Here is a 21,155-nt window from a genome sequence, read left to right as displayed (position 1 = left end):
ATCGCCCCTCACGATTGTTCGACAGAAAGGCTCGATATGGCAGACATCTGCACCCAAGGCGTCGACACCGGCTTTGTCGGGCTGGGATTCGCCAAGGTGGCGTTCCTCGGCCTGGTGCAAGGCATCACCGAATTGCTGCCGATCTCTTCGACCGCCCATATGCGCATCGTACCGGCCGTGCTCGGCTGGCAGGATCCGGGCTCCGCCTTCTCCGCCGCCATGCAGCTTGCGGCCTTGGCCGCGGTGGTCAGCTATTTCTGGAGCGATGTCAGGGATATCCTGTTTGGTTCGCTCGACGCGCTGACGCGACGCGATTTCGCCGACCGGCATTTCCGGCTGGCGCTGTGGATCGTGCTGGCGACCATCCCGATCGTCATCGCCGGCGTGGCGCTGTCGGGCGTGCTCAACGCCTGCAACTCGCCGCTGCGCAGCCTGACGGTGATCGGCTGGGCCTGTATCGTGATGGCGATCCTTCTGGCGCTGGCCGAGATTTTTGCCAGCCACCGGCGCACCGTCGGCGAGGCATCGCTGACTGACGCGCTGCTCGTCGGCGTCGCCCAGATCGGCGCGCTGATTCCGGGTGTCTCTCGTTCCGGCTCGACCCTGACGGCCGCACTCGGGCTCGGCTTCAAGCGGGCCGAGGCGGCGCGGTTCTCGTTCCTGCTTGGGCTGCCCGCCATTGCGCTGGCCGGCCTCAAGGAGCTTTGGGAACTGCACAAGGTCCATCTCGACGCGCATGGCTGGTCGGTTCTGATCGTCGGACTGGTCGTCGCCTCGGTTTCCGCCTTCTTCGCCATATGGGGCCTGATGCGTGTGCTGGAGCGTTTTTCGGCCTGGCCGTTCGTCATCTATCGCGGCCTGCTTGGCGTCGTCCTGCTGCTATGCGTGGCGATGGGATGGCTTGCCTAGGGCTCTTTCACGGTATCGCTTGAAACGGGCTATATCCCTACCGGATCCTCCTGAACTTCGATTCCGGTACACGCATGGATTTTTTGACCCTCCTGCAATCGCTGCCGCTGCTGCTGGCGCTCGCCAAGGGCGCGCTGCCGTCGGTGGCGGCGTTCGGCATGGGATTTGGCCAATGGGTCGCTTCGCTGCCGCCATGCCGCGACTTTGCCTTTGAGGCGACCAGCTACCTCGTCTGCGAGGTCGACCCGAAACGGTATTCGATCGAACTGTTCTGGAAAGATCCGGCGGGCAAGCCGTTTCAATCGCTGCACAATCTCGATGCCTCGGAGCAGGCGGCCGGGCGCACCATGCTGTTTGCCATCAATGCCGGCATGTATCACCCGGACCTCGATCCGGTCGGTCTGTATGTCGAGCGCGGCAACGAAATGGCATCGGTGAAGACGGGATCGGGAAGCGGCAATTTTTCCCTGCAGCCGAACGGCATTTTCTACATGAGCAACGGCAAGGCCACGGTCCGCGCCACAAGGGATTTCCTGAAAAAGCGACCGCCGCTCGACTATGCGACGCAATCCGGGCCGATGCTGGTGATCGACGGCAAGCTGCATCCGAAATTCCAGGCCGACAGCACCTCGCGCAAGACGCGCGACGGCGTCGGCGTGCGGAAGGACGGCGTCGCCGTCTTTGCCATTTCGAACGGCACGGTGACCTTCCATGCCTTCGCCCGTCTTTTCCGCGATGCGCTCGGCTGCGACAACGCGCTTTTCCTCGACGGCACGATATCGAGCCTGTTCGCGCCGGCCATCGGCCGCAACGACGACTACTGGAATCTCGGGCCGATGATCGGCGTCTTCAGGAAATCCTAGCGGCTTTGCCAACCCGCTTGCCGCCGATCGCTCGCACTGGAAGCCAGATTTTGCGGCCCGGCGCGCTCGAAAAAAACTTGATTCAAACTTTATTGGTAATTTCTCGTTCATAACTCGATCTGGTTTGTCCGTCGGCTGTCGTTTTGCCCTCGGTCTGTTGTGTTTTGAGTACAGGTCCAGATGCGGATTCCGGGCGCCATCAGTTTTTTGATCGCATCGCTATGCCTTGCCGGCTGTACATCGACGGCCGGCGTCGACGCGCTGGATTTGCAGAAACCGTCGAACGAAACCACCAGTTCCGTGATACGGCCGCCCGCGCCGATCGCCGCGGCTCCGAAGGCGATGGCCAGGAGCGCGCCGAGGGCCGAAAGGGCGCCCGAGCCTGACAATGGTCTGCCTGACAATGGTCTGGAAGACGACAATGCTGCCGCCGAAAATACTCGGCCTTTCGGCCTTGCGGAAGAAGAGACGGTGTCGTTTCCGGCGCCTGAACTGCCCGACAGCGCCGAACCGCCGGTCGAGCCGGCTGCGCTCGTGTCGCCGCCGAGGCTGTTGAGCCGCGCGGCACCGCCCATGCTGGCCGGGCCGGTCACCCGTTACGGCTTTCGCGATGCCAAGCCGATCAATTTCGGCCGGTCCTCGCCCCGGCACCTTGCCGTGCACGGCGTCGACGTTTCGCGCTGGCAGGGCAACGTCAACTGGGAAAAGCTGCGCGCGCAGGGCGCCAACTTCGCCTACATCAAGGCGACCGATGGTGGCGACCATCTCGATCCGATGTTCATGAAGAACTGGCGCAATGCCGACGCCGCCGGCCTGAAGCGCGGCGCCTATCACTTCTTCTACTGGTGCCGCACTGCGGGCGAACAGGCCGACTGGTTCATCCGCAACGTGCCCAAGGTCGACGGCGCGCTGCCGCCGGTGATCGACGTCGAATGGAACGGCGAATCCAGCTGCAAGCGGCGGCCGTCGCGCGAAAAGGTGCTGGAAAAGATGCAGGTGTTCATGGACAAGCTGGAGCGCCACTACGGCCAGCGGCCCATCATCTACACCGCGCCTGATTTCTATCGCGACAATCTCCGGGGCGAATTTCTCGATTATCCGTTCTGGGTGCGCGCCGTGGCGCGGCATCCGTCGAAGGTTTACCCCGACCGCAAATGGCTGTTCTGGCAGTATTCCGGCTCCGGCCTGTCGCATGGTGTCACCGGCCGCATCGACCTCAACGTCTTCCATGGCGACGAACGGCAATGGCGCGCCTGGGCCGGTGGACGGATTTCCGTCGCCGACGCCGACTGAGGCCAGCCTATCAGGCCCGGCGTACTTCGCGCTCGCGTATGTCAGCCGTCTGGGCCAGCACCCAGTCCCGGAACACCTTGATCTTGGGCGTGTTGCGGCGGCTTTCCAGGTGGACGAGCCAATAGCCGTCACCATCTGATCCCAGCACTTCAAATGGCTGTATCAACTGGCCCTTTGCCAGCAGGGCGCTGTAGATGTTGCGGGTCAGGATCGCGGCGCCCTGGTCGGTTAGCGCCGCCATTGCATCGTAAGCCTGCGAACCCAGGTTCGGTCCGGCCATGACGCGATCGGGCTCGAAGGGCACCCCGGCTGCTTCGAACCAGATTTTCCACCAGGGATCGTCGGCACAGCACAGCGCCACCTTGTAGAGATCCTCAGGATGGCGAATGCCACCCACGCTCTCGGCCAGTTTCGGGCTGATCATTGGCGTATAGTCCGCCTTGAACAGGTAATGGGCCGTCAGGCCGGGCCATTTTCCGGTGCCGGTTCTGATCCCGATATCCATGTCCTCGCGCGTGAAGTCGACCAGCCGGGACGACGTATTCACCTTCACGGCGAGATCGGGATGCATCAACTGGAATGTTCCGAGCCACACGGCCAGCCAGTTCGATGCGAATGTTTCCGAGGTTGTGACGGACAGCACGCCAGTCGCTCCACCTTTTGTGGCGACCCACGCATCGGCCAGGGTCGAGAAGGCGCCCGTTGCGTGCGGCGCCAATTGCTGTCCAGCTTCGGTCAAGGCGATTTGCCTTGTTTTTCTTATAAAAAGAGGCATTCCGGCGCGCTCTTCCAGCACCTTGATCTGATAGCTGGCCGCCGACTGTGTCATGCCGAGTTCCTCGGCCGCCTTGGTGAAACTGCCCAGCCGCGCCGCGGCTTCAAAGACGCGAATGGCGCCCAGTGGTGGTAGCTCCCAACTCATGACGCATCAATCCTCCTGATGCATGCTACGCGACGTTCGATTGGAAGCCAAGGCCGTGAACAGGCATACTCTGGTCATCAACTCGAACCCGAAAGGACACGGCAATGACCCTCTACAACACACTTCGTCGTCCGGTGCTCGACCTCTTCACCGCTCCGTTCAGACCCCGCACGCGTGGCCTGCTCGACCACCGTGCGCTGTCGGATCATTTCCTGCGCGATATCGGCGTGCTCGACGGACACGGCTCTGCCGGCAGCACCCGTTGACTTGCGTGCCCCGCTGACTTGCGTGCCCCGCTGACTTGAGTGCATTGACCGGTGCAAACGGGAGGAAAAGATGAGCGTATCTGCGGAGGCCCTGGCGAAGAGCCGTCAGACGATCTCCTCCTACGAGGATTATGCGGAACAGTATGATGCAGTCGTGCGGCATGTTCCCAACCCGAGGGAGCAGGCAGCGCTAAGGCGCCTCGTGGCGATCGCCGGCACAGGCGGCCAGATTCTGGAAGTCGGGTCGGGAGCGGGATACGACGCCGACTTTCTGGAGACCTTGGGCGCTAGGGTTCGGCGCACCGACGCGACAAGGCGGTTTCTTGAGCTGCAGGCCGCGCGCGGCAAGCACGGTGAACTGCTCGATCTCATCACCGATGATCTCGGCGGCCCCTATGACGCAGTCTTGGCCCTGTGCGTCCTGATCCATGTGCCTCGCGACCAGACCGACCAGGTCCTTGCCAAGATAGCCGGGTCGCTGCGGCCAGGCGGCGCGTTCCTCGTATCGATGCGCAATGGCGATGGTGAGACGAGCGGCGAATATCATACCGTCTACTGGCGCAGGGACGACTTTGCGGCCCGCATCGAAAGCGCCGGGCTGGTCCTCATCAGGGACGACTTCAACATCGGCCGCAACAACGAAGAGTGGAACACGTTCCTGGCCGTGAGACCGTCGTGACTGGATCCGTCACCTCCGATTTTTGCGAATAGGCGAGACATTGCCGCCGCAGTGCTGTCTAGTGCCTGTTCCTGCACTCCGGGGGGATCAGGGTGGAGCTGGAACTCAAATTTCTGCTTGTCGGCTTTGCCTGCGCGGTCTCCGGCATGCTGTCGCTCATCACCTTCGTGAAGTGGCGCGAGGTGCAGACCCTCAGCCGCTGGTTGCCGACGCCGGGAAAGATCATCTCGTCACGCGTCGAGGCGCGTGAGGTCAGAAGCTCGGGCGCTGGCTCGGACAGCACCGATACCACTGAGATGCGCAATTTCCCGGCCATCACCTTCGAATACAAAGTCGGCGGCAAGAAATTTCAAAGCTCGCGCTACAGCGTGAAGGAGAATTTGGGGAACTTTGAAGTCCCCGAAACCCTTGCGCAGTTTCCCCGCGGCGCGGAGGTGACCGTCTTCTACAATCCAGCCGACCCGAGCAAAGCCGTAATCGAGCGCACCATGCCGGATGGTGCCTTCAAGTTCATGGTCCAGCTCTCGGCCGGTTTGGTGATCGGCACGGCGGTTCTGGTGTTTTCCGTCGGCGGCGTGCTCGAGGCGATCCGCCCGCATCTGCCCAAACCGCAAAACCTCGGTGCCGCGGCATTGCTGCTGTTCATGGGCCTGTTCGCCCTGCGCATGGGCTTTGCCCAGAAGTCGCTTGCCGAGCAGGCGGCAAAATGGCCCGTCGCCGCCGGCCGCATCGATGCGTCAGGTCTGCAGGCGCTGCGAAGTCATTCAAGCTATCAACGCTGGCGCACCGTTTTCAAATCTCGCATCGTCTACAGCTTTGGCGTCGCCGGCCAGCGCTACAGCGCCGACCGCGTCACCTTCGGCGCCACGGTCACGGCTTCGCTGCCCGGCCTCGTCGGTGGCCAGGCGCGTCGCTATGTCGAGGGCAGCAAGGTCGACGTGCACTATGATCCCGCCAACCCCGGCTCGGCCGTGCTCGAATGCCGGGTGCGCGGGCTCTGGCTGCTGTGGGTCTGTTCGGCAGGATTTCTCGGCGGCGCTGCCTTTCTGGTCGGGCTGGTGTGAGGACAGGCTTTTGGCTTCGGCAACGCTCTCCCGGAGACATCTGATGATCATCCGCAAACTGGCCTTCGTGTTCCTGGGCCTGCTCAGCTCGCTGCAGACGGCGAGTGCCGGGGAATGTCTGCTGAGCCATGCCACCTATCGGGAACCGCGCTCGGGCGCGGTCATGCAATTTCGGCCGCTCGCCAACGAGCCGGCGGCGCTGACGGCCGAGGTGTTTTCGCTGACCGTTCCCCATACCGACATCCGTCTGCCTGCCGACATCACCTGGACGAATGGCAAGAATTCGTTTCCGCTCGGCACCATCCGCCAGACCTGCACCGACGACGACCGCGAAGCGGGCCTGCAGGATGGCAGCGGCCTGTGCAGGATATGGGATGGGCAGATCTATGCCTTGACCGGCGGCGGCGCCGAGCAGTTGAATTCGAGCGAAGCGACACCAGCGCCGAAGGGGCTGTTGCTGCCTGATTTTGGCGCCGCTTTCACCGAATGGGCCGATTTCGCCAACGCCAATCCCAATGGCTCGGCATGGGACGCCTTTACTTTGACAGGATGCAGCGATGAATAGCGCCATGAGATCGATCACCCGGGCCTGCGCCGTGTTTGCATGCGTGACGGTATCCGCCGTGGCACGTGCGGACGAGCCGGCTCCGTCGCGCCCGCCCATCGACAAATGCGTGTGGGAAAAACTGACGGACAAAACTGTCGGGCTTGCCGCCTGGGTGCAGCGCTGCGATTTCGGCTTCCGCCAGATCCATTTCGAATTCACCGGCAACGCTCTCGCCATCAAATACAGCGATGGCGGCGCGGCCGATCCTCTTGTCGAGTTGTATGACATCAAGCCCGGCGAAACCGCCGAGGCCGCATTGCAGCGCCTCTTCCAGGAAAAGACCGACAAGGCAGTCCGCGCCCGCTGCGTGCTGGCGCCTTACACCGAGGGAGCGGTGCCCGCCGGCGTCAAACGCTACACCTTCAGCCCCGACGCCGCCTACGCGAAAGAACTGGAAGCGAAGGCCGATCCCAATGAGGTACCCGAGCCGCCCTGCGGCGACTGGGGCGAAATGCCTGATGGCATCCAGTATTTCGAGGTGCCGGCGGGTGCGGCGCTCAAGCTGCTGTTCGTCCGCATCGGCCAGGACGAGCCGTTGTTCGACGAGCAGACACTGCAGGTGTTGCCGAAGGGGTAGGAGCTGATCCGGATTAGGCGGGCGACTCTCCCTTCTCCCCTTGTGGGAGAAGGTGGATCGGCGCGCAGCGTCGAGACGGATGAGGGGTGTTAGAAGAAACTAGCCTTTATGGCTTGGGTGCAGCGATCCTTCCAGCACCCCTCATCCGACCGAGCTTCGCTCGGCCACCTTCTCCCACAAGGGGAGAAGGGAAGACGCACCTGATCGCTACCCTTAAAACATTTCGGCCCGATCTTACGACCGGGCCGACAACGTTGGGTTTTATACTAGCGCCTCGGATGTCACTCAGCTGCACCCGCTCGTCGCGCCGCACGTATCGCACTTCTCGCAAGTCCCGTTCCGCACCATCGTAAAGTTCTGGCATTCGGAGCAGGAATTGCCGGTGTAGCCTTGCAGCAGCGATTTGGCGCGGCGGTCGTTGGCGAGTTTCTTTGCCTCGGCCGCTTCATTGGCCGCGGCGTCTGTGAACAGTGCCGCCGTAGTGTCCGAAGCAGCACCCGCCGCTTCCTCGAAAGCGATGTCCTCGGCCAGTTCCTTTGCCCGTTCCTCATAGTCGCGCTTGTAGGCGACTGCTTCGTCGCTGGCCGGCTTCAGCGCCAGCACGTTTGAGCCGGAGAAGGCGGTCGGCGCCGAGCGGGCAGGGGCGCCCGAGGGAGCCGCAAATCCCTTCGGGTCGTTGCCGCTCACCCGCGACACCAGCTTCACCGGCGAGGCGCCACGGGTCAGGCCCTTGGAGACCGCGTCGGTCTTGCCTTCGCTGATGCCACGGCCAAGTGCGGTGTTGGAAAAGTCCGACTGGTCGACATGGGCGAGGTCGTTGCGGCCGAGATAGGAGATCGCGAGTTCCCGGAACACGTAGTCGAGGATCGACGTCGCGCTCTTGATCGCATCATTGCCTTGCACCATGCCGGCCGGTTCGAACTTGGTGAAGGTGAAGGCGTGCACGTATTCGTCGAGCGGCACGCCATATTGCAGGCCGAGCGAGATGGCGATGGCGAAGTTGTTGAGAAGGCCACGCAGCGTCGCGCCTTCCTTGTTCATGTCGATGAAGATCTCGCCGAGACGGCCATCGTCATATTCGCCGGTGCGCAGGAAGATGGTGTTGCCACCGATCTTGGCTTTTTGCGTGTAGCCCTTGCGGCGGCCGGGCAGCTTCTCCTGCTCGCGCGACACGCGCTCGATGATGCGCTCGACGATCCGCTCGGTGATCTGTGCGGCGCGCGCCGCCGCCGGTGCGGCGATCAGCTGCTCGATCGCCTCGTCCTCGTCGTCCTCGCCATCGGCGAGCAGCGAGGAATTGAGCGGCTGCGAGAGCTTCGAGCCGTCGCGGTAGAGCGCGTTGGCCTTCAGCGCCAGCTTCCACGACAGCATGTAGGCGCCCTTGGCGTCTTCAACCGTCGCGTCGTTCGGCATGTTGATGGTCTTGGAGATGGCGCCGGAGATGAAGGGCTGTGCCGCCGCCATCATCTGGATGTGGCTGTTGATCGACAGCGAGCGCTTGCCGATCTTGCCGCACGGGCTGGCGCAGTCGAACACCGCCAGGTGTTCGGCCTTGAGGAAGGGCGCGCCTTCCAAGGTCATCGCACCGCAGACATGGATGTTGGCGGCCTCGATGTCCTTCCTGGAGAAGCCCAGCGCCGGCAGCATCTCGAACGAGAAGTCGTTGAGCTGCTCGTCGGTGAAACCAAACGTCTCCTTTACCCAGTCGGCGCCGAGCGTCCACTGGTTGAAGACGAACTTGATGTCGAAGGCCGACTTCAAGGCTGCGTTGAGCGCCGCGATCTTGTCGTCCGTGAACCCTTTCGCCTTGAGCGCGCCGGGATTAATCGCGGGCGCCTGGTTGAGATTGCCGTGGCCGACCGCATAGGCCTCCATCTCGCCGATCTGGGCTTCGGAGTAGCCGAGCGTGCGCAGCGCTTCCGGCACGGCGCGGTTGATGATCTTGAAATAGCCGCCGCCGGCCAGCTTCTTGAACTTAACCAGCGCGAAGTCGGGCTCGATGCCGGTGGTGTCGCAATCCATGACCAGGCCGATCGTGCCGGTCGGCGCGATGACGGTTGCCTGCGCATTGCGGTAGCCATGCTCCTCGCCGAGCTCGATGGCGCGGTCCCAGGCGGCCTTGGCGTGCACCGCAAGGTCCTGCTGCTTCAGGTCGGAAGCGACCAGCGGCACCGGGTTGACGGCGAGCTTCTCATAGCCCTGCTTCTCGCCATAGGCGGCACGGCGATGGTTGCGCATGACACGCAGCATGTTCTGCGCATTGCGGTCGTAGTCGGCGAAGGCGCCGAGTTCGGCGGCCATCTCGGCCGAGGTGGCATAGGCCGTGCCGGTCATGATCGCGGTGAGCGCGGCGCAGATGGCGCGGCCCTCGTCGGAGTCGTAAGGGATGCCCGACGTCATCAGCAGGCCGCCGATGTTGGCGTAGCCAAGACCGAGCGTGCGGTATTCGTAGGACTGCTTGGCGATCTCCTTCGACGGGAACTGCGCCATCATGACCGAGATTTCGAGAACGATGGTCCACAGCCGCACGGTGTGCTCGTAGGCGGCGATATCGATCGTGCCGTCGGCGTTGCGGTAGGGCAGGAGGTTGATCGAGGCCAGGTTGCAGGCCGTGTCGTCGAGGAACATGTATTCCGAGCACGGATTGGACGCCCGGATCGCACCGGCCGAAGCGCAGGTGTGCCAGTCGTTCATCGTCGTGTTGAAATGCAGGCCCGGATCAGCCGACGCCCAGGCGGCGTAGCCGATCTTTTCCCACAGGTCCCGCGCCTTCAGCGTCTTCAAGACCTTGCCGTCCTTGCGGGCGGTGAGGTGCCAGTCGGCATCGTCCTCGACAGCACGCAGGAAATTGTCCTTCAGCGACACCGAATTGTTGGAGTTCTGGCCCGAAACGGTGAGGTAGGCGTCCGAATCCCAATCGGTGTCGTAGGTCTTGAACGACATCGACGTGTAGCCCTGCTTGGCGAACTGGATGACACGGTAGATGTAGTTCTCCGGCACAGCGGACTTCTTGGCCGCCTTGATCTCGCGCTTCAGCGCGGTGTTGATCGACGGGTCGAAGCAATCGTCGTCATGGCCTTCGCAGTTGACGCAGGCCTTCATGATCGCTTCGAGGTGCTTCTTGACGATCTTGGAGCCGGTCACCAGCGAGGCGACCTTCTGCTCTTCATTGACCTTCCAGTCGATGAATTCCTCGATATCGGGATGGTCGGCGTCGACAATGACCATTTTCGCGGCGCGGCGCGTCGTGCCGCCCGACTTGATGGCGCCCGCCGCGCGGTCGCCGATCTTGAGGAAGCTCATCAGGCCGGACGAGCGGCCGCCGCCGGACAGTTTTTCGCCTTCGCCGCGCAGCAACGAGAAGTTGGAGCCGGTGCCGGAGCCGTACTTGAACAGGCGCGCTTCACGCACCCAAAGGTCCATGATGCCGCCCTCGTTGACGAGGTCGTCCTGCACGCCCTGGATGAAGCAGGCATGCGGCTGCGGATGCTCATAGGAGGATTTCGACTTGGTCAACTTGCCGGTGAACGGGTCGACATAGAAGTGGCCCTGGCTTGGGCCGTCGATACCATAGGCCCAGTGCAGGCCGGTGTTGAACCATTGCGGGGAATTCGGCGCCACGCGCTGGGTGGCCAGCATGTAGGCAAGCTCGTCGCGGAAGGCGCGGGCGTCTTCTTCTGACGCCTTGAAGTAGCCGCCCTTCCAGCCCCAGTAGGTCCAGGTGCCGGCCAGCCGGTCGAAGACCTGGCGCGCGTCGATCTCGGAACCGTAGCGCTCGGCTTCCGGCAGCTTGGCAAGCTCGGCCTCATCGGCGACGGAGCGCCACAGGAAGGAGGGGACGTCGTTCTCTTCGATCTTCTTCAGCCGCGCGGGGACACCGGCCTTGCGGAAATACTTCTGCGCCAGGATGTCGGCGGCAACCTGGGAGAACTGCGCCGGCACATCGATATTGTCGAGACGGAACACCACCGAGCCATCCGGATTCTTGATCTCCGAAAGCGCCTTGCGGAATTCGATCTCCGCGTAAGCCGATTGCCCTTGCTTGGTGAAACGACGCTCGATGCGCATTGGTCCGATCCCTTTTGTCTATATATAGCGCTTTCGTCAGGGGATTTCTGCCCCCAATGCGAAACGCGCATGTCCGCCCGCCTGCCGGCGTTCGAAAACGGCCGGCTCTCCATTTCGCAGTCTCCGCCGGCCCTGCTGGTCACACTATCTAGCGTCGAACCTGCCTGCAAACACTAAATATAGTGTTAACAGACAATTTATTCCAGTCCGACAATTCTCCCTATTGTCCCCAACCGCCCCACAACCCCAACGCTTCCGCCGGCCTCGTAAACGGGCGGAAATGCGGGCAAAAACGCACATAATCCGGGAAAAAGACCGGGCTCAGAACTTTCCGGTCGCACTCTCAACAGGAGCGCATGGCCTATAAAAGGCGACTCGTTTTGCGCCGTCAAGGATTCGTTTGCGTAGCTTTTGTGACCCCAACATCTTGTGTGTCACATATGTGGATAACGGGGATAGAATTGCCGCGCGGCGATCACTTTGCCGCTGTATCACGAGGGATTAGCCGTAATGCATTTTCGGCTTTGGCTCGGTGCCGGTGAACTGCACCCCGACGCGGTCCTTGCGGCGCCAGCGAACCTCGCACCGATAGGCGATGCCGTCGAGCGGCACGTAGAGAAGGAAGCGATCGGGAACCCGGGCCTCGAGCGGTATCTTCAGTTCGGCACCGCTGTCGTGCTGATTGCGTAACGTACAGCCAACCTCCGAGTTCTGAATCCCGGTGATGATCGTTCCACCCTTGAGCACGCGCGGACGATGCTCGCGCTTGGGCTCGCCGGGATCTTCCGGCAGTGGGTCTACAGGGTTCACCATCGATAACACGCCGAACGATTCTTATCCGTGAATGGTTAGCAAACCATTCACGGCGTCGCATCGAAAACCGTGCCGGTGTGCCTGACAGGTGTGGACCGGGCCCTTGGCGCCGGACGTCCGATCAGGGAAATCTATGTGGGTCGGCGCAGAAATAGGCGATGATCTGGCAAAGGTCGGGTTCGTTGATCATGCGTACCGCGTCCTTGGAGTTGACCCATTTGCGGGTGCGCGAGTTTTTTTCCTTCCAGCGATCGGCGATCTTGTCGACGTGCAGCGGAAACACCAGGACTTCGCACGGCACTTCTTCGCCGGAAGCCAACACCTTGGCGTAGAAATAACGACCGGCCTCAAGGTGCGACACCGTTCCGCGCAGTCCGGCCTCCTCGCCGGCCTCGCGCGCGGCAGCCTCGCAGAGCGGCTCCCTGGCCTCCGGCCAGCCCTTGGGCAACACCCAGCGCCCGGTATCGCGGCTGGTGATCAGCATGACCTCGACGCCGTTGCCGGCATCCCGCCAGGGCAGGGCGGCAACCTGCAGGCGGCACGGCGCCGTGCCGAAGAGTCGCCGGACCCTTTCAGCCAGATGGTTGTGCGTCGTTGGCCTTGTCAACATCGGAGAAGCTAGCCCCAGCCTCCAGAATCGTTTTGCCGCCTCACGAATCTTACGGCCAATGGTCAGCAATAAAAGTAAAAACTTTGGATGCACTGGCCAATTTCCGCCAACAAAGGTCGAATTCACAGGAAATCGTACCCTGTGGGCCCATTCCGAAAGCAAATGGTACCCGGGAGTGGCTACAAATTTAGTAAAAACGCGCTGTCGCGAATCAGCCGGCGTGATCGTCGGCGATCGGCTTCTGATAGGTGAAGCCCATGTCCCACGGGAAATAGATCCAGGTGTCCTGGCTGACTTCGGTGACGAACGTATCGACCAGCGGCCTGCCTTTTGGCTTGGCGTAGACAGTGGCGAAATGCGCCTTCGGCATCATCGCGCGCACAATGCCTGCCGTTTTGCCGGTATCGGTCAGGTCGTCGATGATCAGTACGCCGGCGCCGTCGTCGGCCAGCAGGGCGGGGGTGATCTCCTTGAGAACCTGCAACTGCCCCTGGCTGGTGTAGTCGTGATAGGAGGCGACGCAGACCGTCTCGATAACGCGGATGCCGAGTTCGCGCGAGATGATGGCAGCCGGAACCAGCCCGCCGCGCGTGATGCAGACGATCGCTTTCCATTGCCCCTTGTTGGCACCCGCAAGCCGCCAGGCAAGCGCGCGGGCGTCACGATGGAATTGGTCCCAGGAGACTGGAAAGGCTTTTTCGGGAAGGGACATGTCGCGCACTCCGCAGCACGCGGGGTTCGCGCGCAAAGAAAACAGGGGAATGCGCGCGGAATTAACTGGAAAGCCTTGGCCTTGGCAAGGGCAGGGCCGGCGATCGCTGTGGACTTAAAGTGCGTCGCGTTGAACGGATTCAAGCGACGCGCTTCAAGTTTTTGTTTTCTGCATGTCGTTCTCCCAAAACCAGGGTCACTTTTGGGCGACACGCACTAGCGCGACAGGAAGGCCGCCACCGGCGCCGTGCGCAGAACGGTGCGCGTCACGCCGCCGAACAGAAGCTGGCGCAGCCAGGAGTGGCTGTAGGCGCCGAGCACCAGCAGATCGGCGCCGGTCTCCGCGATTCTGGTCTGGATGATGTCATCGATGGAATTGCCGCCCGACCTTTGCACCGAGACGCTGACGGTGGCGCCATGGCGCGACAGCGCGGACGCGATTTCGGCGCCGGCGGCTTCCGGGCTCTCGTCGAGCGAGTCTGGTGGGTCGATGACCAATATGTCGGTTTTCTCGGCTTCGATGATGAACGGCAGCGCGTCGAAGGCGGCGCGGGCGGCTTCCTTGCTGCCGTTCCAGGCGAGCAGCACATGCTTGAAGGTGGTGACCAGCGGGCCGGCATGCGGCACCACCAGCACCGGCCGCCCGGCATCATAGACCAGCGTATCGACATCCGCGCTCGGGTCGCCGCCCGTCTCGCGCTGCGCGGCGATGATCAGATCGGCGGCACGCACGCTGGAAATGCCGGTCAGCGCGCTGTCGCCCGAAAAGCTCTCCAGGCTTCGCCACTCGAAGGAAAGTCCGGAGTTCTCGATATGCCGGAGAAAAATGGCCTGTAGCCTCTCGGCCCGCTCGCGGTTCATGTCGGCCGAAACCTGCAGGAACTCGGTGTCCGGAAAGCCGGTGGCCGAGGTGTAGGGCACCGGAAGCGTTTCGGCGTGGATACCGGTCAGATGGCTCTGGAACCGGTTGGCGAGCGGAACGGCGCAGTCCAGCACGCGCTCGGCGTCCTGTTCGTTTTGCAGAATGGCGACGATGGTCTTGAATCGCATGGTAATCCCCTCAGTTTACAAGCGATCGAATTGCGGGCGATCGAACTCGCCAGAAGGAAACGTCGCAGCGTCGTGCTTGGTTCCGGCCTGGACCAGATCAGCCGGGATTGCTGGCGAACCCGGCCACCATTGCTTCGACATCGGCACGCGCTGCGTCAAGCGCTTCCTGGCTGCGGGCGCGCACGACCAGTTCGGTCCAGAATTTGCCATCGCCATATTTCGGATAGGAGCCGATGATCGTGTCCGGATGCGCTTTCTGGATGTCGCCCAGCGGTCCGCCGATGAGGCCTTCGCCGAAGGGACAGTGCACGCTTGCCGACAGCATCCGGGTGCCGGCCTTCAGCGTCGGCACGACATTGTCGAGCATCGCCTGGAAGATCGACGGGACACCCGCCATGACATGGACGTTGCCGATGCGGAAGCCGGGCGCAACGGACACCGGGTTGTCGATGAGATCGGCGCCGCGCGGCATCCGCGCCATGCGTTTGCGGGCCTCGGTGTATTCGATGCCGCGCGCGGCATAGCTTGCCTCGAGCATGGCATAGGCCTTGGCATCGTATTCGCAAGGCACGCCGAAGGCCTTGGATATCGAATCGGCCGTGATGTCGTCATGCGTCGGGCCAATGCCGCCGGTGGTGAACACATAGGTGTAGCGTGCGCGCACGGCATTCACCGCCGCGACGATCTCGTGTTCCTCGTCCGGAACGATACGCACTTCCTTCAGGTCGATGCCGATCGCCGTCATGATATCGGCGAGATGGCCGATGTTCTTGTCCTTGGTGCGGCCGGACAGGATCTCGTCACCGATGACGAGCATGGCGGCGGTTACGATTTCGGGCATGGAAGGCTCCGGCAAGACGAGTCGCCTCAGATAGCGCGGCGCGGCAGCAGCCGCAATGCCGGCTGGGCGGCGAACAATCTGTGCCGGTATGCGAGATATCCATCGAACCAGGCCCGGTTTCGATGCAAGGTTGCAGCGGCACCGGATGCGGCTAAGCTCAAGCCGGTTCTGGTGCGGGTGAACAATGCTCCTGTCGTTTCTGTCATGGCTGCTGGCCGGACTTTTGTTGCTGGCGGTCCTGGGGATCGCCAGTCTGGTGCTGGCGACGCTGTGGATCGCGGCCAAGGCCGAAAGGTTGGTGCCGCCGGTCGGTAAATTCATCGAGGTCGACGGCAACCGCATCCACTATGTCGATCAGGGCGAAGGGCTGCCGATCGTCTTCCTGCACGGGCTTGGCGCCCAGCTCCACCATTTCCGGCACACCCTGTTCGGCCGGCTAGGTGCGGGCTACCGGTTGATCGCGCTTGATCGACCGGGAGCGGGCTATTCGGTGCGTGCGAGCGGCGCAACGGGGCGGCTGCCCGAACAGGCCGAGATCGTGCGACGCTTCATTGAAGCGCTCAGGCTGGAAAAGCCGCTGGTGGTCGGTCATTCCCTGGGAGGTGCCATCGCGCTGACCCTGGCGGTGGAACATCCCGAGGCGATTTCCGGCATCGCTCTCCTGGCGCCATTGACCCATATGGAAGCCGGCGGGCGCGAAAAGTTCGGCTCACTCTATATTCCGTCACGCCTGTGGCGCTGGATCATGAGCTATACGGTGGCGATACCGACAAGCCTCAGATATGCGCGGCCGACAATGGAATTCATCTTCGCGCCGCAGGTCCTGCCCGGCGATTATATGGTCGGAGGCGGCGGCTGGCTCGGGCTCAGGCCGGCCCATTTCTACGCCATGTCCTCCGATGTCGTGGCGATTGAGCGCGACCTTGGCCGCATCGAGAAGCGCTACGGCGAGATCGCCATGCCGGCCGGCATTCTCTTCGGCGATGCCGATCGCGTCACCACGTTTCACACCCAGGGTGCGCCGATGAGGTCAAGGATCGAGGGGCTCGATTTCGAATTGGTCGAGGGTATGGGGCACATGCCGCAATTCGTCGCGCCGGAGCGGATCGTCGCCTTCATCGAGCGCGTCGCCAATCGAGCCTTCGCCGGTCGGGCATCACCGCCGGCTCACGACAATTTCACTGAACCATCAGGCTGATTGCCGGTTTTACCCGTGTCGCACCCAAGGCGGCAAAGACACGGAGTAGTTCAATGGTCACGAAACTTCTTGCAGCATCCGTCCTGACGATCGGTCTTGCCACATCGGCGATGGCACAGTCGTCGGACAGCACCTACCTCAACAATCACGACTGGTGGCCGTTCGGCAATGGAAACCATACAAGCGTCGATACCACCACCACCGGAAGCATCAACGGCGACCGCTCAGGATTGAACACCCTGGGCAATACCGGCCCGATCGGCCCTTGTGCCTACGACACCGCCGGTCCCGATGCGAATGCCCAAGGGAACGTGAACGATCAGTATTGCGGCAAATAGTCGGAGCACGAGCCCGAAAACCGAGTCATCGGTTTTCGGAAAAGATCTCGCTCAAAAGACAAAACCCGCAGGGCAGCCGCCGGCTGCGGGACGTCTTCTCTCCGGACGTCTGCGGTCGGCGCCGTGCCTGCCCGATTACTGAGACCAGGATACAAGAATTTACTCGGAGACTTCTGTCTGCGGGCGGTCCCGGCCGTCGGCCAGTTCGTCGTGCCATTTGCCTTCGGCGTCCTCGTACTGGATGCCGTCCGTAGCCCCGGCGACCTGTTGCTCGGCCGAAGCGATTTCGGCGGCGCGCAGCGCGTCCTGATGCGTGGGAAACGTCTCCGAGAAGGTCGCACCGACCTTATAGGCCCAGCCGCCGTCATGCTCGACGATCTTGTAAGTCAGCTTCGCCATCAAAACCTCCAGTTGAAAGGTCCGTCTGCTCAATGCAGCCGGCCGTCGGGCAGTCTGTCGTCGGGCACCAGCACTTCCGATTCCTTGGCGGCTTCAATCAGTGCCCGGCGCGCATCTGCTGTCGAACGATAACCTTCCAGCACTTTGAGGCAAGTGTCGAGGGCATCACGATGGCGCGGACCGCGATTGAGCGGCCAAACGGTCATCAGGCACTCCGCCGCTTCCTGGGCACTGCGGATATGGCGATATTTGCCGACGTGGCCAAGTTCGACGACGACCGGCACTTCAAAAGGTTTGTTGTCCATCATGGCCGCAACGCAAAGCAGCCAATTTGGTTGCAACCATGTCCTTGAGCCTGCGCCCAAAAGTCGCGTCGCGTTTGCGACACGCTCTAGGTCCTTGTTTGACGCATGTCGTCATTCCAAACCGGATCCACTTTTGGGTGACATGCACGGGCGTCTCAATAGCCGCAATCGTTGCGCAACCAGCGTGCATTTGCCCAGCCGGTCCTGCCGCCGATCTCGACCTGATACCAGTTGCCGCGGCGGTCGAAGATCTCGGTGTGATCGCCATTGAACAGCTGGCCGATCATCCGCGACGACGAGTTCGGCCGTGTCCGCACGGCGAGAAAGCCGCTGCCGGTCGCCAGATTGTAGCGGCCGGACAGGCCGTGCACCGTGCCCTCGCAATATTGCGCGCTGGCCGGTGTCGACGCGCCGATCCAAAGTCCGGCCATAGCTGTCAGTGCTGCAACAGGCAAGAATGCCCTGAACGACATGGTTTCCTCCCAAGCCCGGCCGCGCCCGCCGCAGACTCACCCAAGGTAACAGTTCGCGGACAGAATTGAAGCCAAGCTGTGGCAAACTGTCCAGAACTGCGGGCCGCGCCGGGATCAGGAGAACCGATCGATCAGCCCGCCGCCTTCATCCAGTGCTGCATCGTCGTCACCGAACGGGCAAGCTGCGGCGCCGGGTGGATTGTCTCGCTGAACGTGGCCGCCGCACGCCATCCCCAGCGCGGATCGGCCAGGAAGGCGCGCGCCAGCGCCACGATGTCGGCGCGGCCCTCGGCGACGATCGCTTCGGCCTGCTTCGGGTCGTCGATCAGCCCAACGGCGCGGGTCGCAATGCCGGCGCCCTTGCGCACGGCTTCCGCCAGATGCACCTGGTAGCCCGGTCCGGTGGGCAGTTTCTGCAACGGCGAGTTGCCGCCGCTCGAGCAGCAGAGATAGGCGACGCCGACATCCTTGAGGGCTTTTGCCACTTCGATCGCATCCTCGATGTCGAAGCCGCCATCGACCCAATCCTTTACCGACAGCCGCGCGCCGAGCATCAGATTTGGCGTTGCCTTCCGCACTGCCTTGGCGATCTCGACGGCAAAACGCATGCGGTTTTCCAGCGAGCCGCCCCAGCGGTCCGTGCGCTGGTTGGACAGTGGCGACAGGAACTGGAAGATCAGATAGCCGTGTGCCGCGTGCAGTTCGAGGAAATCGAAGCCGGCGCGTTCGGCACGTCTTGCCGCCTCGGCGAAGCGTTCGATGAGCTGCAGGATTTCTTCTTCCTCCAGCGCGCGCGGCACGTTCCAGCCGGTGTCGTAGGCGATGGCCGAGGCCGACACCGTCTGCCAGGGATCCTCGTTTGGCTGCAGCGGCCCGCCCCCCTCCCACGGCTTGCGGTTGGAGGCCTTGCGGCCGGCATGGGCAAGCTGCGTGCCGAACTTCGTGCCGGGAGCGGCGACGCGTCTGGCCGCATCCAGTGTGCGGCGGGCGGCCGCCTCATTGTCTTCGGAATAAAGGCCGAGGCAGCCATGCGTGATACGCCCGCGCCGTTCGACATCGGTCATCTCGACCGTGACCATGCCGGCGCCGGACATGGCAAGGTTCATCCAGTGGTAGAGGTGCCAGTCGCTGGCCGAGCCGTCTTCGGCGGAATATTGGCACATCGGCGCGACGGCGATGCGATTGGGGAAGGTGAGGCCGTCAAGGGTGATTGGCTGAAAAAGCGATGCGGTCATGAGAAGGGCTCCGGGAGGGGTAAACCGCTATCTAGGTAGTGGATCGAAGGCGCGCCAGACACGAGAAGGTGACACGCCCTTTTTGGACCGATTGCCTGCATTGCGCAAATGCCGGTTCACGGCTACGCCTCGACCGGGTAGCATGGAGACCACGATGGAAGATCGCATTCGCATCCGTTCGGAGGAAATCCTCTCGGACGACTGGGCTGTCCTGAAGAAGACCGTCCTCGACTACCGCCGGCGTGACGGACAGTGGGAAACGCAGATCCGCCAGACCTATGATCGCGGCGACGGTGCGGTGATCCTGCCTTACGATCCCTCGCGCTCGACCGTGCTTCTGGTGCGCCAGTTCCGCTATCCGGCCTACGTCACCGGCCACCGCGAGCCGCTGATCGAGGCCTGCGCCGGCCTGTTGGACGAAAACGATCCGGAAACCTGCATCCGCAAGGAGGCCGAGGAAGAGCTGGGCTACCGGCTGCAGAACGTGGAACGGCTGTTTTCACCCTATATGAGCCCGGGCAGCGTCACCGAACGGCTCTGGTTCTTCGTCGCCCGCTATTCGCCTGCCGACCGCATCTCGGCCGGCGGCGGCGCGCCGGAAGAGGGCGAGGACATCGAAGTGCTGGAAATGCCGCTCGACGAGGCGCTGGCCGGCATTGCCGATGGCCGCATCATCGACGCCAAGACCATCATCCTCATCCAGCATCTGAAGCTGAATCCGATTCCTGCTTGATCGATTTCTGGCGCTTGCATCCTCTCGCCAGGCTGGCTCTCGGATCGATGGCCGAATACGGGCGGTTGGCCGTTGATATTCAGCGTTCGCGCGCCCGGCGTGCCGAGGCTGGACCGGGGCCGCGCATATAGTGAAGTTCTGGCCGGTAGCGCGGTGCGACGAATTCGCGAAAGGCTGATGCCGACCGAGTGATCAAGGCCAAACGTGCCATGACCCAATCTCGGTAAGACGCCGCCGCAGGAGGCTGTTCGTTTCCGAATTTTGGCTGTGCTATCCACATGACGGCAAAGTCCGTGACGTTGAAGCCGACGCCGATACGGTCTCACGTGATGGACCGCTTGAACAAAAGACCGAATCGGATTGGATCGCCGTCAGAAATTCCCATGACATCTCGGACGACAAGAGGGCTACCGCCAGGGCCGTGACCAGGAACACTGCGGGAAGGCCGAACAGAAGCTTGCGCGACATCATTGTCCCAACCTCACACGCCGGTGTCGATGTGGAACAGCGTCTTGCGCCCGGCATGTCTGAAACTGTCGGAGCAAGAACCGTGCCACGCCTGCGCCCACGCGCGATTCCGGCCGGACCAATCCTGGCCCGCGGCCTCCCAAGCTGACGCACGCAGATGTCCCGTAATGGGTCACTTGCGCTTGGCACCAGATTTGCAGTGTCAGCAATGCCGGGTGTTGGGGCCGGCATTGGGGTGGGTGGGGGCCTCGCCGCTTCGCAAATGGAGCGGCGAGGCTTTTCATTCAGCCATCAGCCTTCATGCGGCTCGACAGCCGATCGGGGTGACGAGAGGCCGCCGAGCCTAACCGGCTTGGGGCTTCTTGTTGGGGCAAGCCGGCTGAAGCCAACCCTAATATTAGCTACCCTGCAACAGAAGCCTGTTCGGACGTTTTCCCCTGCTATTGGCCACTGTGCTGCAAGTCCACAAAGTCGATGTCCAGGCGCTGATCGACAGGCTCGGCCCGGATCGCGAGTCGATGCATTGGGAAACTGGTGCGGGACGTGTTTGACGATATCGGAGAGTGGCCCGGACCCTGCATTTTTGCCGTTTGGATCATACCGACTTTGCGGTGGGACACGACCCGGGGCGGGGCGGCCCAGCGGCCTGGTTGCTAGTTGTGACCGGCAGCTAGGCGGCTGGGCCTGACCGGCGGGGCGGGTTGGGGCGGCGCCGGCTGGCGACGATATATAT

Annotated in this window: 22 protein-coding genes; 11 read left to right on the top strand and 11 right to left on the bottom strand. The window is 62.6% G+C overall.

Translation table 11 applies throughout. The features are described from left to right. Positions 1–36: 36 nt before the first annotated feature. From uppP to AC1DYW_RS29490, 3 genes are all read left to right on the top strand, one after another. Entirely contained in the window at positions 37–909 is an 873-nt protein-coding gene (gene uppP, locus AC1DYW_RS29500) for an undecaprenyl-diphosphatase UppP (protein ID WP_457154129.1), read from the top strand. Positions 910–983: 74 nt separating this feature from the next. After that, positions 984–1,772, top strand: coding sequence for a phosphodiester glycosidase family protein (locus AC1DYW_RS29495; protein ID WP_457154130.1), 789 nt, complete (start codon positions 984–986; stop codon positions 1,770–1,772). A 180-nt stretch (positions 1,773–1,952) separates the two neighbouring features. Continuing rightward, positions 1,953–3,065 (top strand): glycoside hydrolase family 25 protein, encoded by a 1,113-nt coding sequence (locus AC1DYW_RS29490; RefSeq protein WP_457154131.1) that lies wholly within the window; start codon positions 1,953–1,955, stop codon positions 3,063–3,065. A gap of 10 nt (positions 3,066–3,075) precedes the next feature. Here AC1DYW_RS29490 and AC1DYW_RS29485 read toward each other — a convergent pair whose 3' ends face one another. Continuing rightward, complete coding sequence (locus tag AC1DYW_RS29485; protein ID WP_477228537.1) at positions 3,076–3,987, bottom strand: LysR substrate-binding domain-containing protein; 912 nt, start codon at positions 3,985–3,987, stop codon at positions 3,076–3,078. Positions 3,988–4,091: 104 nt separating this feature from the next. On the opposite strand from AC1DYW_RS29485, the gene AC1DYW_RS29480 reads away from it, so the two are divergent. From AC1DYW_RS29480 to AC1DYW_RS29460, 5 genes are all read left to right on the top strand, one after another. Then, positions 4,092–4,253 carry a hypothetical protein gene (locus tag AC1DYW_RS29480; protein ID WP_477228536.1) on the top strand — a complete coding sequence of 54 codons (162 nt, stop codon included), beginning with the start codon at positions 4,092–4,094 and terminating at the stop codon, positions 4,251–4,253. A 70-nt stretch (positions 4,254–4,323) separates the two neighbouring features. Beyond that, a complete protein-coding gene (locus AC1DYW_RS29475; RefSeq protein ID WP_457154570.1) occupies positions 4,324–4,932 on the top strand; it encodes a class I SAM-dependent DNA methyltransferase in 609 nt (202 codons plus the stop codon). Positions 4,933–5,024: 92 nt separating this feature from the next. Beyond that, a complete protein-coding gene (locus tag AC1DYW_RS29470; protein ID WP_477228535.1) occupies positions 5,025–5,996 on the top strand; it encodes a DUF3592 domain-containing protein in 972 nt (323 codons plus the stop codon). A 43-nt stretch (positions 5,997–6,039) separates the two neighbouring features. Continuing rightward, on the top strand, positions 6,040–6,561 hold the full coding sequence (locus tag AC1DYW_RS29465; protein WP_477228534.1) for a hypothetical protein: 522 nt from the start codon (positions 6,040–6,042) through the stop codon (positions 6,559–6,561). Next, a complete protein-coding gene (locus tag AC1DYW_RS29460) occupies positions 6,554–7,180 on the top strand; it encodes a hypothetical protein (protein ID WP_477228533.1) in 627 nt (208 codons plus the stop codon). The genes AC1DYW_RS29465 and AC1DYW_RS29460 overlap by 8 nt, the downstream gene beginning before the upstream one ends. A 285-nt stretch (positions 7,181–7,465) precedes the next feature. Here the strand turns inward: AC1DYW_RS29460 and AC1DYW_RS29455 are convergent, their stop codons facing one another. From AC1DYW_RS29455 to AC1DYW_RS29430, 6 genes are all read right to left on the bottom strand, one after another. After that, positions 7,466–11,248: a vitamin B12-dependent ribonucleotide reductase gene (locus AC1DYW_RS29455; RefSeq protein ID WP_477228532.1), complete on the bottom strand. Its 3,783-nt coding sequence runs from the start codon at positions 11,246–11,248 to the stop codon at positions 7,466–7,468. 501 nt (positions 11,249–11,749) lie between these two features. Then, positions 11,750–12,061 carry a PilZ domain-containing protein gene (locus AC1DYW_RS29450; protein WP_477228531.1) on the bottom strand — a complete coding sequence of 104 codons (312 nt, stop codon included), beginning with the start codon at positions 12,059–12,061 and terminating at the stop codon, positions 11,750–11,752. A 121-nt stretch (positions 12,062–12,182) separates the two neighbouring features. Further along, positions 12,183–12,671: an NUDIX hydrolase gene (locus tag AC1DYW_RS29445; RefSeq protein ID WP_477228605.1), complete on the bottom strand. Its 489-nt coding sequence runs from the start codon at positions 12,669–12,671 to the stop codon at positions 12,183–12,185. Between the two features lie 211 nt (positions 12,672–12,882). Further along, the gene (gene gpt, locus AC1DYW_RS29440; protein WP_006200882.1) at positions 12,883–13,383 is read right to left on the bottom strand and encodes a xanthine phosphoribosyltransferase; all 501 of its coding nucleotides are present in this window, start codon (positions 13,381–13,383) and stop codon (positions 12,883–12,885) included. A 215-nt stretch (positions 13,384–13,598) separates the two neighbouring features. Next, positions 13,599–14,432, bottom strand: coding sequence for a universal stress protein (locus AC1DYW_RS29435; RefSeq protein WP_477228530.1), 834 nt, complete (start codon positions 14,430–14,432; stop codon positions 13,599–13,601). Between the two features lie 97 nt (positions 14,433–14,529). Beyond that, positions 14,530–15,273, bottom strand: coding sequence for a competence/damage-inducible protein A (locus AC1DYW_RS29430; protein ID WP_477228529.1), 744 nt, complete (start codon positions 15,271–15,273; stop codon positions 14,530–14,532). A 184-nt stretch (positions 15,274–15,457) separates the two neighbouring features. Between AC1DYW_RS29430 and AC1DYW_RS29425 the strand changes: the two genes are divergently transcribed. Together AC1DYW_RS29425 and AC1DYW_RS29420 are read left to right on the top strand one after the other, a co-directional pair. Beyond that, positions 15,458–16,471, top strand: a complete 1,014-nt coding sequence (locus AC1DYW_RS29425; protein WP_477228528.1) for an alpha/beta fold hydrolase — start codon at positions 15,458–15,460, stop codon at positions 16,469–16,471. A 53-nt stretch (positions 16,472–16,524) separates the two neighbouring features. Then, complete coding sequence (locus tag AC1DYW_RS29420; RefSeq protein ID WP_477228527.1) at positions 16,525–16,809, top strand: hypothetical protein; 285 nt, start codon at positions 16,525–16,527, stop codon at positions 16,807–16,809. A gap of 159 nt (positions 16,810–16,968) precedes the next feature. Here the strand turns inward: AC1DYW_RS29420 and AC1DYW_RS29415 are convergent, their stop codons facing one another. The 4 genes from AC1DYW_RS29415 to AC1DYW_RS29400 all read right to left on the bottom strand — a co-directional run bounded on the left by AC1DYW_RS29415 (position 16,969) and on the right by AC1DYW_RS29400 (position 19,221). After that, a complete protein-coding gene (locus AC1DYW_RS29415) occupies positions 16,969–17,208 on the bottom strand; it encodes a DUF2188 domain-containing protein (RefSeq protein WP_095090749.1) in 240 nt (79 codons plus the stop codon). Between the two features lie 29 nt (positions 17,209–17,237). Continuing rightward, positions 17,238–17,516, bottom strand: a complete 279-nt coding sequence (locus AC1DYW_RS29410; protein WP_477228526.1) for a DUF982 domain-containing protein — start codon at positions 17,514–17,516, stop codon at positions 17,238–17,240. 152 nt (positions 17,517–17,668) lie between these two features. Next, positions 17,669–17,986: an SH3 domain-containing protein gene (locus tag AC1DYW_RS29405; RefSeq protein ID WP_477228525.1), complete on the bottom strand. Its 318-nt coding sequence runs from the start codon at positions 17,984–17,986 to the stop codon at positions 17,669–17,671. A 131-nt stretch (positions 17,987–18,117) separates the two neighbouring features. After that, a complete protein-coding gene (locus AC1DYW_RS29400) occupies positions 18,118–19,221 on the bottom strand; it encodes an NADH:flavin oxidoreductase/NADH oxidase (RefSeq protein ID WP_477228524.1) in 1,104 nt (367 codons plus the stop codon). Positions 19,222–19,375: 154 nt separating this feature from the next. Between AC1DYW_RS29400 and AC1DYW_RS29395 the strand changes: the two genes are divergently transcribed. Next, a complete protein-coding gene (locus tag AC1DYW_RS29395) occupies positions 19,376–19,954 on the top strand; it encodes an NUDIX domain-containing protein (RefSeq protein ID WP_477228523.1) in 579 nt (192 codons plus the stop codon). The last annotated feature ends 1,201 nt before the right edge of the window (positions 19,955–21,155 follow it).

It is taken from the genome of Mesorhizobium sp. P2_D5 (assembly GCF_056404355.1).
Note: the sequence above shows the minus strand (reverse complement) of the source record. Positions and strands in the feature narration are given on the sequence as shown.